Here is a 16036-nt window from a genome sequence, read left to right as displayed (position 1 = left end):
GCAACTCAAAATCAATACAACAAGCCACATGAAAGACATATACTGGAAAGGCCATACGATTTTATTGCTTATCAGCCTCTTATGCTGTTTTCCGGATTTTGTGTACGCTTACAGCCTACGGCAATTCTCCAATAAAAACGGTCTTTCCAATAGTGCCATCCAATCCCTTTACCAAGATAGCCAAGGTGTACTATGGATAGGAACATGCGACGGACTGAACGTGTTTGACGGCAACAATATCCACCTATATACGCCCGTTGATGCGTCACGCAACCTATTGTCAGGCAACATTATCAGCCAGATCGTAGAATCAGAGCCAGGCATACTGTGGTTACAAACCAACTACGGGTTAGACAGATTGGATACATACCGACAGACCTGCCGGACCTTTACCGAATTCAAGGACAACATCTTCTTGGCACGAAGCAACAACAAGTGCATGTTAGTGCTGAAAGATGACGGAAATCTGTATCACTACCAACAAGAGAACCAGAAATTTCTCCAGTTAAACATCTCTTCCATGGATTTTAATAAAGTACTGTCCATGACCATTGATTCCAACAACCTGCTTTGGATATTCGCAACTGGAAACAACACTCGTTGCTATCGTCTGAACCACACGGGAAAAAGCGTGACACTGATTCCGGAAAAGCCATTTGGACATCACGGCTTGAAGCATGCCTTCATCGGAGAAGATTCAGCCTACTTCATTGATGAAACCTATGCCCTCTACGAATATAGTTTCAGCAACCGACAGTGTTACTACATTGCCGACCTGAAAGACGAAATAGAAAAACGAGGTGAAGTATCTTCCATCATCAAACGAGAAAATGACTTCTGTATCGGTTTCAAAAGCAGCGGCTTGATAGTACTGAAATATGAAGCAAACCAAAAGATTAAATACCGTATAGAATACACTGAAATACAGTCGGGCATCTTCTGTCTGATGAAAGACAAATTTCAAGATATCGTATGGGTAGCTACCGACGGAGAAGGGTTATACATGCTTTACAATGACACATTCACCATGACCAACACCCTGCTCAACACTCCCGCATATCAGGTGAACAACCCGGTACGCAGCCTTTACCTCGACCCACAGCAAACCTTATGGATAGGAACCAAAGGCAGTGGCATATTGCGTATACCGAATTATCTTGTCAACAATACACCCGAAAAACATGATCGTCTCATCACCGGTAACAGCACATTGACCGACAACTCCGTCTACTGTTTTGCACCCGGTGGAAAAGACCGACTTTGGATAGGTACGGAAAACGGAATCAATTATTATTCCTACTCTACCCACCAATTGAAAGAACTGGCGGTACAAGCCAATGGAACCAAAGTGAAATATGTGCACTCCATTGATCAAACCAATGACAGTACACTTTGGATTTCCACCGTGGGCGAAGGAATCGTAAAGGTGACATTAGAAAATCAGAGAAAAGATCCTATTGTGAAGCATGCTACACGGACTTTGGTGAGTAACGGACATATGGCATCAAACTATTTTTTCACCTCCTACCGTGAAAGCAGCTCTACGCTGTGGTTCGGGAACAGAGGGCTCGGAGCCTACCGCATTGATGTACGTACTGGAGAAATGGCACAGTTCCGCTTCAACAACTTGGTAAACAGCCAAACCGCCAACGATGTGTTCGCCATACACAAAAACGAGCAAGGCTACTGGCTGGGCACTGGATCAGGGCTTCTCCGCTTCTACTCAAACGAAGACGGAAACCCAGACAGCATCAGTGCAAAGCTCTACACCAACAGCACCGTACATGGTATCTTGGAGGACAACCGAGGCAATCTCTGGGTGAGTACCAATCAAGGATTAATGAGACTCAATCCCCAAGAACAGACCAAGCAGACCTACAACAACGGAAACGGACTGGCCGTGACCGAATTTAGTGATGGAGCCTTCTACAAAGACAATGCTACGGGAATCCTTTTCTTTGGAGGTGTAAACGGCTTCGTCACCGTGAAGCCCGATTCTTACATCACCACGGACTATATGCCCGAAATCAGCCTGAAAGGACTTTCCATCTTCGGTAAGGAATACAACCTGCATGACTTTTTACATTACAAAGACGGGAAGCCCGTGCTACAACTGGACTACAAACACAACTTCTTCCAGCTCAACTTCCGGATAACAGACTACATTAACGGAAACGACTATTTCTACTCCTATAAACTAAAGGAAGCAAGCGACCAATGGATAGAAAACGGAGTTTCACCCAATGCCATCTTCTCCAACCTTTCCCCCGGAGAATATACTCTGTTTGTGAAATACCGCAACAACATCAACGGTAAAGAAAGCCATCCGCAAGCCTTCACCATTTACATCGCTCCTCCCTGGTATCTCAGTACCTGGGCCTATGTGGGCTACTTTTTGTTAGGGTTACTATTATGTACAGGCATAGTCGCCTATGCATTCTATACCTACCGCCTGAAGCGGCAGCACATGATGAAGAAAATGGAACGACAGAAAAAAGAGGAAGTCTATGAATCAAAACTACGCTTCTTCACCAACATCACCCACGAGTTTTGCACCCCCCTCACCCTGATTCAGGGACCGTGCGAGAAGATACTCACCCACAAGGAGACAGATATCTACACGCACCGCTACGCCAAGATGATTCAGCAAAATGTGGAAAAGCTGAATGGTCTCATTGTGGAATTGCTGGAGTTCAGAAGACTGGAAACGGAAAACAAAATGCTCTCCATACAGCCGCAACCTGTTTCCGAAAAGTTAAGGGACATCGCCGAATCCTTCGGTGACATGGCGGAAAACAGAGAAATGAACTACTGCCTTGACATAGCCCCCGAACTGACATGGAACACCGACCTGAGCTGCTTCAACAAAATAGCCGGAAACCTCATATCCAACGCTTTCAAGTACACACCCGACAAGGGGAACATCAGCGTAACATTGTACACGAAAAACGAACGTCTTATTTTGAAGATAGCCAATACCGGCAAAGGCATCACACCGGAAAATCTCGGAAAGATATTCGACCGCTATAAGATTCTCGACTCCGTGGAGATGAACGGCAAAAACTCAAGAAACGGACTGGGGTTGGCCATCTGCAAAAACATGGTGACACTGTTGGAAGGAGACATAAACATCGAAAGCACACCGGGCGAACTGACCACCTTCACTGTAAGCCTTCCCTCGCTCCCCCCCAACGGACAAGAAGTACCGCAAACAGCATACGAAGCGGCTTCTCCAAGCATTCCCACCGAAGAAGTGCAAGAATTGCCCGAAAAATACACCCAAGAATTCGACGCAAACAAGCAGACGGTCATGGTGATAGATGATGACCCTTCCATGCTGTGGTTCGTATCCGAAATATTCACAGAGAAATACAACGTACTCTCTTTCAATAATGCCCAAAAGGCATTAGACAGCCTGGAGCAACGACAGCCAGATCTCATCATCTCAGACGTGATGATGCCCGATATAGATGGGTTATCCTTCACCTCCACCATCAAGCAACACAAGCTGTGGAGCCATATTCCCCTAATCCTGCTCTCAGCACTGCATCACGAAGACGACCAAGTAAAAGGACTGGAATCGGGGGCGGATGCCTATGTCACCAAGCCTTTCAATGTGAAATATTTGGAAAAGATGGTCTATCATCTCATCCGCCGCGAAGAAAACCTGAAGGAATATTATAGTTCGGCACTCAGCACCTTTACCTGGAAAGAAGGAAGCTGCTTGCACAAAGAAGAACAAGAATTCTTAGAGAAAATGACAGAAGTCATTGAAAAGAACTTAGCCAATCCAGACCTGCAAGTAGAACTTTTGAGTAAGGAAATGGGCTACAGCAGCCGGCAGTTCTACCGCAAACTGAAACCACTTACTGACAAATCGCCTGCCGACATCATCAAAGAATACCGCCTCTCCACGGCGGAACGCTTGTTAGTCTCCAGCAACTTCACCATCGAAGAGCTGATGGACCGCACGGGATTCACCAACCGAAGCACTTTCTATAAAGCTTTTTCACAACGTTACGGAATGCCGCCCCGTCAATACTGCGAACGGCAAAAGAAGAACGTGAGGGAAGGACAGGAAATCACTAATACTTAATCATCTTATACCATCTGCATTTATGAAAAGAAGCTCTTTTTTGAGTATCGCATTCACCGGGCTGCTTGCTACCGCAGCCGCAACAGCACAAACTCACGAACAGCCCGAATGGAATGACCTGAACATTTCGGGAGTGAACAAAGAAACGGCATGCCAAACCGCCATTCCCTTTGCCGACGAAGGACAAGCCCTACGCCTGAGCATCGAGGAATCCCCCTATTATCAAACTCTGAACGGTACATGGAAATTCCATTGGGTGGCCGACCCCGAAAAACGGCCGAAGGATTTCTTCAAGCCCGACTACGACGTAAGTGACTGGGACAACATCAAAGTGCCTGCCACATGGCAGATAGAGGCTGTACGCCATAACAAGCCCTGGGACAAGCCTTTGTATTGCAATACCATTTACCCTTTCTGTGATTACAGTAAAGGAGTACAATGGCCCAACGTCATCCAACCTCGCCCGGCAGACTATACTTTCGCCAACATGCCCAATCCCGTAGGCAGTTACCGACGTGAATTCACTTTGCCCACATCTTGGAAGGGCAGAGATGTATTTATTCGCTTCAATGGAGTGGAAGCAGGTTTCTATCTTTGGTTGAACGGTAAAAAAGTGGGCTATTCAGAAGACAGCTACTTACCTGCCGAGTTCAATCTGACTCCCTATTTACAAGAAGGAAAAAACACATTGGCAGTTGAAGTGTACCGTTTCACCGATGGAAGTTTTCTTGAATGTCAAGATTTCTGGCGGTTCAGCGGTATCTTCCGCGATGTATTCCTATGGTCAGCACCACGCACGCAAATTAGGGACTTCTTCTTCCGAACCGACTTGGACGGAGATTATCGTAATGCTACAGTTTTTTTGGACGTGGAAATCACCGGTAAGAAAAGTTCTGCCGAACTCATAGTGAAGCTCTCCGACACAGAAGGAAAGGAAGTGCTATCACGCACTATCCACGCCACAAAAACAGGTAGTACCCATCTGGAATTCGATGTGGAGAACCCACTGAAATGGACAGCCGAAACACCCAGCCTCTACAACCTGACCCTGACCCTAAAACAGAAGGGAAAAGTGACAGACCTACGTAGTGTAAAGGTAGGCTTCCGCGAAATAGAGTTTGCCAAAAACGGACAACTGCTGATTAACGGCAAACCCACTCTTTTCAAAGGTGTCAACCGCCACGATCACAGCCCATTGAATGGCCGTACCGTCTCCAAAGAAGAGATGGAAAAGGACGTACAACTAATGAAAGCGCTGAACGTAAACGCCGTCCGTACCTCCCATTACCCCAACAACCCTTACTTTTACGACCTATGCGACCGCTATGGCATCTATGTATTGGCAGAAGCCAATGTAGAGTGTCACGGCGAAATGCGTCTCTCACACGAGCCACAATGGGAAAAATCATTCACCGAGCGCAACGAGAACCAAGTGAAACGTTTCCGTAACCACGCTTCCATCGTAATGTGGTCCATGGGCAACGAATCGGGAAACGGAAACAACTTCTCCACTGCTGAAAAGGCCATCAAACGTTTGGATACTACCCGCCCCACCCACTACGAGGGAAACAGTTCTTTCTGCGACGTGACCAGTTGCATGTACCCAAGTGTGGACTGGCTGGAAAACGTAGGCCGTGAACGATTGGAGAAAATACAAAAGGGCGAGATCGTGAAACCGCACGTAGTATGCGAGTATGCCCATGCCATGGGAAATTCCATAGGAAACTTCAAGGAATACTGGGAAACCTACGAACGCTATCCGGCACTCATCGGAGGTTTCATCTGGGATTGGGTAGACCAAAGCCTGCGTATGCCCACTCCCGACGGCAAAGGCTTCTACATGGCCGTAGGCGGTGACTTTGGTGACAAGCCCAACGACGGTAACTTCTGTACCAACGGCGTCATCTTCTCCGACCGTACATTATCTGCCAAATCCTATGAAATGAAGAAGATACATCAACCCATCCGCATAGAAGCATTAGGGAATGGCAAATATAGAATCAGCAACAAGCGATTCCATGCCAATATGGAAGACCTCTACGGGAGATACGAAATAACGGAAGATGGAAGGACCGTCTGCTCAGGCAATCTGGAAGATTTGAAGCTGGAAGCACAGGCAAGCAAAGTCATCACCCTGCCAGACATACCCGCAACGAAGGTACCCGGAGCAGAATACTTTATCAATTTCAGTTTCTGCCAAAAAAGAGATACCGAATGGGCAAAAGCCGACTACGAGGTAGCCACCGAACAATTCAAGCTATCAAGCAGCGAGAAACCTATATTCGTACCCGAAAAAGGAAACATCAATCTAAACGAAACTGCCGACGCATTGGTGGTGAAAGGTGAACGTTTTGAAGCTGTCTTCTCCAAGGAAGAAGGAACTTTATCGGCATATACATTGAATAATATCCCCCTGATAAGTAAAGGACTCGAACTGAACCTCTTCCGTGCTCCCACCGACAACGATAAACAGGTAAGTGGCGATTGGCAACGCAAAGGCCTTTACCAGCTGCAAGCGGAAACCGGCAAATGGGAAACCCACCAAGAAGAGGACAGAATAACCCTGCACATCCGGAACTGCCACAAAGGTAAACTCGGTTTTGAGTATCGCACAGAAATAGAATACACCGTAAATGCCGATGGTTCCATCATGGTGAACAGTGTCATCATCCCGGTATCCGACAGCGAAATCATTCCGCGTGTGGGCTATCGAATGGAACTGCCCGAAGGCTTCGAGCGTATGCGTTGGTATGGACGTGGCCCATGGGAAAACTACGTAGACCGCAAGGATGCCACCCCAATAGGCGTATACGAAAGTATAGTATCCGACCAATGGGTGAACTATGTAAAGCCTCAGGAGATGGGTAACCATGAAGAGGTACGCTGGATTTCCATCACCAACGCCGACGGTATGGGCTTCGTTTTCGTGGCAGGCGACCAAATGGCGGCTTCTGCCCTGCATGTCAGAGCACAAGACATGGCAGACCCCGACCATCTGCAAAAACTGATTCACAAATACGACATCCCGATGCGCAAGGAGACAGTTCTTTGTCTTGATGCCCACAATCGTCCTCTGGGCAACGCAAGCTGCGGTCCAGGCCCGATGAAAAAATACGAACTGCAAGCAACTCCCGTAGCATTCAGCTTCATCATGATGCCTTTGGAAAGAAGCTACACGCAAAGTGAGCTTACCAAGAAAGCACGCGTACAGATGCCTGCATGCATGCCCGTAATGGTAGAACGCGATAACAACGGTTACCTGCAAATGAGTACCGGAACTCCGGACGCGACCATCTTCTACAGCCTTAACGGTAACGAATACCGGGAATACACAGCTCCATTCGAGTTCATTGACGGTGGAAAGATACAAACATACGCTGTTTCTGGAAAATTAGGCAAGAGCCTGGTCACTACTATGGAACTACCCATATTCGTAGACCACTCGGCATGGAAGGTAGTCTCCTCCAGCAGCGACAGCCAAGGAGAAGAGGCGCAAAACGCCATCGATGGAGACCCTTCCACGTATTGGCACACCCGTTGGCACGAACCCATTCCAGAGTTTCCACACAGCATTGTGGTAGACATGGCTTCCCTACTGGTAGTGGACAAATTCATCTACACAGCACGACATTCCAATGATAACGGACACGTCAAAGACTACGAGCTAAGCTTCAGCAAAGACGGAAAAAATTGGGAAAGCACCGTCAAAGGTACATTCTCCAATCTGACGTCTGCCCAAACCATAACATTGGAAACACCCGTCACTGCCCGTTACTTCAAATTCGTTCCCTTGTCCGAAATGCACGGCAGGAAATGGGCTTCGGCAGCCGAACTGAATGTGAGCATCCTGAAAAACATCAGCGGAGCATCCCAGAGACAAATAGTGGTCTCCGTAGACAGCGATGCAGACAACAGCATGAAGCTGGCGGCAGACGGTAACATAAACACCTATTGGCACACGGTACACAACCAATTCTACATAGCTCCCTACCCTCATGAGATACATCTTTCCCTATCCAAAGAGGCCACTATAAAGGGTATCCGCTACACTCCGCGACAAGATAGCGAAGAAGGACGGATAGCTTCCTATGAAGTATATGCAAGCAAAGATGGAAAAAATTGGGGGCAGCCCATTATCTATGGCACCTTCCATATAGGTACAGCAACGCAAACTATAGAATTTACTCCTTGCCGGGCACGTTATGTGAAACTATTGGGATTATCGGCCCATGACAAAGGAAAGAAAGCTGCCATAGCAGAATTAGAGATAATCTTGGAAGAATAATTTTAGAGGAAAAACTATTAACCATGGAGTTTCAGGGCTTGTGCAAAAACTTGTACAAGTCCTGAAATTCCACGTTTTCTCCTATAAGTAAAAATCACTTTCCCTTCACTATCCGCTTAATATCATTCAGCTTGTTCAGCGCCTCCAGCGGCGTCAAGTTATTCACATCCAGATTCAGTATCTCATCGCGTATCTGGCACAGCACCGGGTCGTCGAGCTGAAAGAAGCTGAGCTGCATACCACCGCGTGTCTCTCCCACTTCCACCATCGGTTTGCTGGAAATCCCCTGCTGGCGGTTGTCTGTTTCCAGTTGTTTCAGAATGTCATTGGCACGCTTCACGATGCTTTTGGGCATACCCGCCATTTTGGCTACATGAATACCGAAGGAGTGTTCGCTGCCACCGCGCTCCAATTTGCGCAGGAAGATGACTTTGTTATCTATCTCCTTCACCGAAACGTTGTAGTTCTTAATACGCTTGAAGCTTTTCTCCATCTCGTTCAACTCATGGTAGTGCGTGGCAAACAAGGTGCGTGCCTTCGCCTTTGGATGCTCATGGATATGCTCCACAATCGCCCAGGCGATGGAAATACCGTCGTACGTAGAAGTACCGCGTCCCAGCTCGTCGAACAGCACCAGGCTGCGGGGAGAAAGGTTGTTCAAGATATCCGCCGCCTCGTTCATCTCCACCATAAAGGTAGACTCGCCCACGGAAATATTATCGCTGGCACCCACACGGGTGAATATCTTATCCACCAAACCGATATGGGCACTCTCCGCAGGCACGAAACTGCCGATTTGAGCCAGCAGCGTAATCAGCGCCGTCTGCCTCAGCAAAGCGGACTTACCCGCCATGTTGGGACCCGTAATGATGATAATCTGCTGCGTCTGGCTGTCCAGCATCACATCGTTGGCAATATACTTCTCGCCGATGGGGAGCTGCTTCTCAATGACCGGATGCCGTCCCTGATGGATTTCCAGCACGTCGTCGTCGGCAATGACGGGGCGTATATAGTTGTTCTCGCGCGCCGCTGTGGCAAAGGAGAGCAGGCAGTCCAACCGTGCTATCTGGTTCGCATTGATTTGAATGGCAGGAATGAACTCGCTCAAAGATTGTACCAGCTCTGCATAGAGTTGTGTTTCCAGTACCAGTATCTTGTCCTCCGCGCCGAGAATCTTCTCCTCGTACTCCTTCAATTCCTGGGTAATATAGCGCTCGGCATTGGCAAGGGTCTGTTTGCGTATCCACTCTGCCGGCACCTTGTCCTTATGCGTGTTGCGCACCTCAATGTAGTAGCCGAAGACATTGTTGTAGCCTATCTTCAAGCTGGGAATCTCTGTCAGTTCGCTCTCGCGCTGCTGTATCTGCAACAGATAATCCTTGCCGGAGTAGGCAATCCGGCGCAACTCGTCCAGCTCGGCACTGACACCGGATTTGATGACACCTCCCTTATTAATCAATAACGGCGGGTCATTGTCTATCTCCCGGTCAATGCGGTCGCGGATAAACTGGCAGATATTCAACTGCTCGCCTATATGGTTCAAGCTGGCATTATCGGCATCCATGCAAGCCGCCTTGATGGGTTCTATCGCCTGCAAAGCCACCTTCAGCGCCACCACCTCACGCGGAGAGACACGCCCTACCGCCACTTTGGAGATGATGCGTTCCAAGTCGCCAATCAAATGCAACTGCTCTTCTATCAACTCTTTGAAATCAGGCTGGCGGAAAAAGTATTCCACCACATTCAGCCGCTCGTTAATCGGCTGCACGTCCTTCAACGGGAATACCAGCCAGCGTTTCAGCAGGCGGGCACCCATCGGGCTGATGGTCTTGTCTATCACATTCAGCAGACTGCTGCCACCGTCGTTCATCGACCCCATCAACTCCAGGCTGCGCACCGTGAACTTATCCAGGCGGACATACTTATCCTCCTCGATGCGTGCCAGCGAAGTGACATGCCCTATCTGCGTATGCTGCGTCATGATGAGGTATTGCAGGATGGCTCCCGAAGCGATGATACCGTTCTTGAGATGCTCCACACCGAAGCCTTTCAAGTTCTTCACCTCGAAATGCTTCAGCAGCTTTTCGCGGGCAGATGTCTCGGTAAACACCCAGTCGTCCAACTCGAAGGTGAAGAACTTGCTGCCGAAGTTTCCTTCGAACATCAGCCGCTTGCCACGCTCGAAAAGCACCTCTTTGGGGGCAAAGTTGTTCAGCAGCTTGTCCACATAGTCGAAAGGTCCTTCCGCCGTCAGAAATTCGCCCGTAGATATGTCCAGGAAAGCCACACCGCAGGCACCCTTACCGAAATGCACGGCAGCCAGGAAGTTGTTCTCCCGGTAGTTCAGCACATTGTCGTTGATGGAAACTCCCGGCGTCACCAGTTCCGTGATGCCGCGCTTCACCAGCTTCTTCGTCAGCTTCGGGTCTTCCAGTTGGTCGCAAATAGCCACACGCTTACCGGCACGTATCAGTTTAGGCAGATAAGTATCGAGCGCATGATGTGGGAAACCCGCCATCTCGATGGTCTTCCCCTTGCCGTTGGCACGTTTGGTCAAGGTAATACCGAGAATTTCGGACGCAACGACAGCATCGGTGGAATAGGTTTCATAGAAGTCACCACAACGAAACAGCATGACAGCATCGGGATGCTTTGCCTTCAAGTCAAGGAACTGTTTCATCATCGGGGTAAGGACAATATCTTCGTGCATACGGGTCTTTAGTTTTTAATTTCCAAAGCTTTGAGCCAAGAGAACAGAAGACCGCCAAGTAAAGCCCAAAACTTAATGTGACAAAGATAATTCTTTTTTAGAAAACACTCACGGAGAGGCTTCAAAACCTTAGCAAGCCTTAACAAAGAGACGCATTTTCCTAAAACATGTTATAAAACAGCCTTTTTTATTTGCTTTATTTGGAGATAAGCAAAAAGTCCGTACCTTTGCAATGTGTTTTTCATAGTATTAGATTTAAGGTTAACAAAGGTTGGAGTACAGCGGTACTCCTTTTTTTATGCCTATACTCAGCATCATTGATGATGGCTTCTATAAACGGTTCAGGATTACTGTTTCTTTTGCCCTATATACCAAACATATTCGTAGTATTTATTGCTGTCTTGATGGCACGGTAGCCGGCATTTTCCACCGCCCAGCATTACCGCGACCACGGTGCAGACCGACTACATCAAAAAAACAGGAAAAGGAAATGCTTCGTCCTGCGCATCAACGGGAAGAACATCCTCGACTGGTTCAGGAAGCAGTTCGAGAGGCTACTACAACAATACAGCAACCACAACGAAAAAACAAGGAATTCAAACTGTAATGATTATAAATACTTATGTGCCAACATAAAAAATGCAGGAAATGTTATTGCACTTCCTACATTTTTCATATTTTTGCATTTGGAGAGAGGAAGCTCCCTCCAAGACATTTTAGAATTTGAAGAAGCGTTATGCTTATCTTGTGGTTGGGAACCTAGGAAATTCACAATTGTACACAAGGATAGCATAGTGGTTCTCACGCATATAGCGTGGGCTGCTATACCCATATCCGTGTACAAGGTTTTCCTAGGACCTCCAACCAGAACGTGGCATGCAGTCTCACGCTTTTATGTTGAATGGCCCCCGGAGAGGCTGAGGGAGGTAAATTTATTCGAAATATTATGAATGTGCGTTACCTATTGATTTTATGCGGTACGTTTTTGTTATTCATGGCCTGCAAAGACTCTCCCAAGCAAAAGTCTCCCTCTTTCTCAAAGAATCCAAACCACTCGTATGTAATTGCAATAAAGTCGGACATTAGTGTCAAAAAAGAACCGGTGGAAGGCAAGCTGGTAGGGTTCATTGAACGTGGAGAAATATGCGAACTGGTAGATTCGGTCAACGGATGGTATAAAGTGCGGCTACGTACAGGTGAAAAGGGCTATGTCAACAGCGAATTCTCCAAAGTGCTATCCCACGATTCTATTCCGAAGGAGGCTTTTGAATCGTATTGCCCTTTGGCAGAGCCTAGAGTTCAGTATGGCGACCTGTCCTTCAGGGTAGATGGAAATAATGTATTTATGGCGAGGGCCTACAATTCCGTGCCAGAAGATGGAGACCTTTGGAAATCGGTTTACCAAGGAGCAACAATCTATTATGGAAAGATAGAAGGAAACCGACTGGTCTTCACACGTAGCTTGTCACGCTTTGATTTGACTTTGGACTCCCTTGCTCCATCGGAGCTGGAGGAAATAGAGCCTTACACTGCGTATTATTCACCCGTAGAAAGAGGATTTATTTTTGAAGGAGCACTGTTCAAGGCTGTAGATTTGGATGAAGACTTGAATACGGTTTCAGTTAATGAAGATACTGGAGTTCCTCATCCTTTGTCGGCACGCAAAGGTCTCTGTATATATGGGAATGTAGAAAGTGTGGCTGATAGTGAAGGGAAATTTATTCGGTTTGATAAAGTAGGAAATATATTGGAAATCAGTGAAGGGAATGAATCTTCTACAACTTACAGTTATAATACCGAACGTACAAAATATAACAGAAGTAACTGGGGTTCTTATATCATTACATACAGTGACCATAAGCGGAGCGATATGAGTTCAGATGAGTCTGATATGGAAGGTTCTGTAGAATATCTTTTTGACGAGCAGGACAGAATCATAGAACGTAAAAGTCAGGTGAAAATGATTCACCTCACAGAAAAATTTACTTACACCGGAGCGAACCTTCTTCCTGATAGTAAAAGTGTACACGATTACGATGAAACCGGAGATTATCTTACCACAGACAGGTATGAGTATCTGGAAGAGGACGAACACGGGAATTGGTTAAAGCGGAAAGTAATCCGCACCAATCAGGTGAAGGAGTATAAGGAGAATGGTGAGTCATTCTCTATCAAAACAGAGCCGGAACGTATCGAGACACAATCCCTTAAGTATTTCAACAACTAAAAATAACTATTATGAGTACGAAAATGAAATTCAAGTGTACTTCATGCCAATACATATTTGAACATGATGCTTATCAAAAAGAATGTTTCTGTCCGAAGTGTGGCAACACCAGTGAACGTTGTGCAGAAGAAGAACAGTTTATTGTCTGTAGTGAATGTGGAACTGAAATTCCTAACGGTGCAACATCGTGCCCCACATGCGGGTGCCCCATATCTGCCACGAAAAATCGCCATTGCCATGAATGTGGCGCTGAGTTGGCTGATTGCGTACACGTTTGTCCGCAATGCGGATGTCCCGTTGTACCAGCTGCACCGATTGCCGTTTCACCCATCCCTCCGGTATCCATTACACAGACAACATCTCCTATAGAGGTTGAAGAGCAGGAACTTTCCCTTCCCCCAAGGAGCAGAGCTTTATATTGGTTTATTGGTGGTATTGTATTGGTGCTGTTAGTAAGTTTCGGTATATTTTATTATACGACCGATTATTTTAAGGATAAGACCACCACATTGGAATCTATCGTAGGTACTTCGCAGCAAGTAGTGACTGATGGTGTCAACCTACGTTTACGGTATGCACCATCGCCGGATGCAGAAACATACAAGTGGGCTGACGGAACTAACCGCCACCCGGAGAAAGGCGAACGGTTTCCTTATCTAGGAGACATAGGAGACTTTTATAAAATTGATTATAAAGGACTTGTACTATACGTTTCCAAACAACATACTCACCTAGAATAGTTTTTTTATTTATTAACGCTAAAATATTTTGTATTATGGCACTCATTTTTTGCTCCCATTGTGGAAAGCAGGTTTCGGACAAAGCCACCACCTGCCCTCATTGTAATGCAGTCCTGCAAGCAGGACAACCTCAGGTTCAACCTCAAACAGCCCAACAACCGTTCCAGCAGAACACGAATGCTACACAACAGTCGGTTTATGTAAATGTTCTCGGCAAGCAGTCCAATGGTATCGGTACTACCGGGCTGGTATTCGCCATTCTTGGAATCTTTCTTGGGTGGATACCTATTCTTGGGTGGATTATCTGGTTCTTCGGTGCGCTTTTTAGTTTCATCGGATTATTCAAAAGTCCGCGCGGCTGCGCCATTGCAGGTTTCATTATCTCATTTATATGGGTGATTGTCGTTGTGTTCGTCGTCGGGTCTATTGGAGCCTTTTCACTCTTTAGTTAATGGTCGTTATACATTGGTTCTATTGTTTAAGAATCTAAATACCAATTAAGTGGTGCTGGCAAAAAGAATAAATTCACTTTTTGCCAGCATATTTTGTCTTGTTCCTTTTGTATGAAAAACAAAAGAAAGTAGAGCTAAAGGGGCTTCATGATTTCATTCTCATATTAAAACGCTGAACAAACTTTTTGAAAAAGAATTAAACAGGCTCTTAGTATTTCTGCACTTCTGCTTGCATAATATTATTTTATTCGTATGCAGTATTGCCTGTTTCCTGCAATACTGCATTTCAAATTCTTGCTTACTAAGTGATTATCCGCGCGCACAATCAGTTCCTTTCCAAAAGAATCAAGTTGCTAATGAGTTCTCATAGAGATTGTTATTGCAACTTCAAGAACGGCAGCGTATTCCCGCTCGTTGACAGCGGCAACTTCCCGTCCCATTTCTCCACAGCCTTGAGTTGAATCAATTCCGGCGTAATGCTTTGTTGAAGAATACGGTTTGCATCCGCCTTACCCTTGGCGGCAGCTACTACCTTTTCTGCCTCGGCTATGGCAGCTTTCTTTTCATTCTCCACCTTCAGGGCATTCTGCACAGCAGTGTTCTTGGCATCAATGGCCGCCTGCAAAGTCTCATTGGGTTTCACGGACGACTGGATATTAGTGAACGTAAAGCCACGCTTGCTCAGACGCTCTTTCAGCAGTTCCTCCACTTCTTTCTCGAAAGCGGGACGGTTGTTGATGAGCGAGTCCGTCTCATAGAGTCCTGCCACGTCCTTATAGGCATTCTTCACTTCCGTCAGAATGACGCTCTGCTCCAATTCTTCGGTAGTCTTGCGATAGCGCAAAAAGACCACCTTGGCATTGTCGCGCTCAATATAATACTCAATAGTAGGGTCTGTCTTGAAAATCGTACCTTTCTTATCTTGAATGTCAAAAGGCTCGTAGTCCACAATCTGCGCGAAAGCGGGATACTCAAAAAGCTGCTTGGCAAAGCGGTTGTAAACCACCCAACCCGTTTCCACCTTGGCATCGTCCACACCGCGCTCACTGCCTGCCAGGTTAACGATGATACCCGTCTGTCCCGAGTCAATACGCTCCACGGCAAACATGACCAAGAACAATACTATAATTCCAATGACTGAGACTCCTGCCGCACCTACTTTTACTGTTGATTTGTTTGTAATTCCCATGGCGTTTTCTGTTAGTTTAATGAATAATGTTACAAAGATATTCATAATTGTTTGTCCAAGAAAGGCAATCCGGTCATTTTTGGAGAGGAAAGGCCTCCCTCCCGCACATAGTGTAGAAAGGAGACCCATAGTCTCCATATTTTCAGAATTTACCCAGCCCAGCAATGTTCACGATACGACCTGCCAGCAATGCTTTCTTCAGATAAGTACGGAAATCTTTCAGCGTACTGTAGGAATTACCCTCACTCACACCGGACATGACACTGATTTCCTTTGCCACCTCTTTCTGTTTTGCCGGATTGCTGCATTTATAAGCAATCGCAGGATATCCCTTTTT

The 16036-nt window shown here is 46.6% G+C and carries 7 protein-coding genes and 1 pseudogene; 5 read left to right on the top strand and 3 right to left on the bottom strand.

Annotated features, from left to right (window positions below; all coding sequences use genetic code 11):
- Nucleotides 1-28: 28 nt before the first annotated feature.
- Nucleotides 29-4096 (top strand): hybrid sensor histidine kinase/response regulator transcription factor, encoded by a 4068-nt coding sequence (locus tag HU824_RS10810; protein WP_119957725.1) that lies wholly within the window; start codon nucleotides 29-31, stop codon nucleotides 4094-4096.
- Nucleotides 4097-4118: 22 nt separating this feature from the next.
- A complete protein-coding gene (locus HU824_RS10805; protein WP_176468835.1) occupies nucleotides 4119-8381 on the top strand; it encodes a glycoside hydrolase family 2 TIM barrel-domain containing protein in 4263 nt (1420 codons plus the stop codon).
- Between the two features lie 94 nt (nucleotides 8382-8475).
- Here HU824_RS10805 and mutS read toward each other — a convergent pair whose 3' ends face one another.
- A complete protein-coding gene (mutS, locus tag HU824_RS10800) occupies nucleotides 8476-11091 on the bottom strand; it encodes a DNA mismatch repair protein MutS (RefSeq protein WP_005833942.1) in 2616 nt (871 codons plus the stop codon).
- Nucleotides 11092-12037: 946 nt separating this feature from the next.
- Here mutS and HU824_RS10795 point away from each other — a divergent pair.
- From HU824_RS10795 to HU824_RS10785, 3 genes are read left to right on the top strand one after another with little or no spacing between them, the layout of a single operon-like run.
- A complete protein-coding gene (locus HU824_RS10795) occupies nucleotides 12038-13318 on the top strand; it encodes an SH3 domain-containing protein (RefSeq protein WP_176468833.1) in 1281 nt (426 codons plus the stop codon).
- An 11-nt stretch (nucleotides 13319-13329) separates the two neighbouring features.
- Nucleotides 13330-14058, top strand: coding sequence for a zinc ribbon domain-containing protein (locus tag HU824_RS10790; protein WP_176468832.1), 729 nt, complete (start codon nucleotides 13330-13332; stop codon nucleotides 14056-14058).
- Nucleotides 14059-14093: 35 nt separating this feature from the next.
- Nucleotides 14094-14510 carry a zinc ribbon domain-containing protein gene (locus HU824_RS10785; RefSeq protein ID WP_176468830.1) on the top strand — a complete coding sequence of 139 codons (417 nt, stop codon included), beginning with the start codon at nucleotides 14094-14096 and terminating at the stop codon, nucleotides 14508-14510.
- Nucleotides 14511-14886: 376 nt separating this feature from the next.
- On the opposite strand, the gene HU824_RS10780 is transcribed toward HU824_RS10785, so the two are convergent.
- The gene (locus HU824_RS10780; protein ID WP_035457507.1) at nucleotides 14887-15699 is read right to left on the bottom strand and encodes an SPFH domain-containing protein; all 813 of its coding nucleotides are present in this window, start codon (nucleotides 15697-15699) and stop codon (nucleotides 14887-14889) included.
- Nucleotides 15700-15844: 145 nt separating this feature from the next.
- Nucleotides 15845-16018, bottom strand: a pseudogene (locus HU824_RS10775) (DNA-binding protein); the annotation flags it as partial.
- Between the last annotated feature and the right edge of the window lie 18 nt (nucleotides 16019-16036).

The organism is Bacteroides sp. L10-4, from assembly GCF_013373675.1.
GTDB lineage: Bacteria > Bacteroidota > Bacteroidia > Bacteroidales > Bacteroidaceae > Bacteroides > Bacteroides muris.
This window is presented reverse-complemented; position numbering and strand designations above follow the sequence as displayed.

What these genes read in the sequence shown, in the direction of transcription:
- mutS (WP_005833942.1), bottom strand. Translation starts at nt 11,091, where the DNA reads ATGCACGAAGATATTGTCCTTACCCCGATGATGAAACAGTTCCTTGAC.
- HU824_RS10810 (WP_119957725.1), top strand. Translation starts at nt 29, where the DNA reads ATGAAAGACATATACTGGAAAGGCCATACGATTTTATTGCTTATCAGC.
- HU824_RS10795 (WP_176468833.1), top strand. Translation starts at nt 12,038, where the DNA reads ATGAATGTGCGTTACCTATTGATTTTATGCGGTACGTTTTTGTTATTC.
- HU824_RS10785 (WP_176468830.1), top strand. Translation starts at nt 14,094, where the DNA reads ATGGCACTCATTTTTTGCTCCCATTGTGGAAAGCAGGTTTCGGACAAA.
- HU824_RS10805 (WP_176468835.1), top strand. Translation starts at nt 4,119, where the DNA reads ATGAAAAGAAGCTCTTTTTTGAGTATCGCATTCACCGGGCTGCTTGCT.
- HU824_RS10780 (WP_035457507.1), bottom strand. Translation starts at nt 15,699, where the DNA reads ATGGGAATTACAAACAAATCAACAGTAAAAGTAGGTGCGGCAGGAGTC.
- HU824_RS10790 (WP_176468832.1), top strand. Translation starts at nt 13,330, where the DNA reads ATGAGTACGAAAATGAAATTCAAGTGTACTTCATGCCAATACATATTT.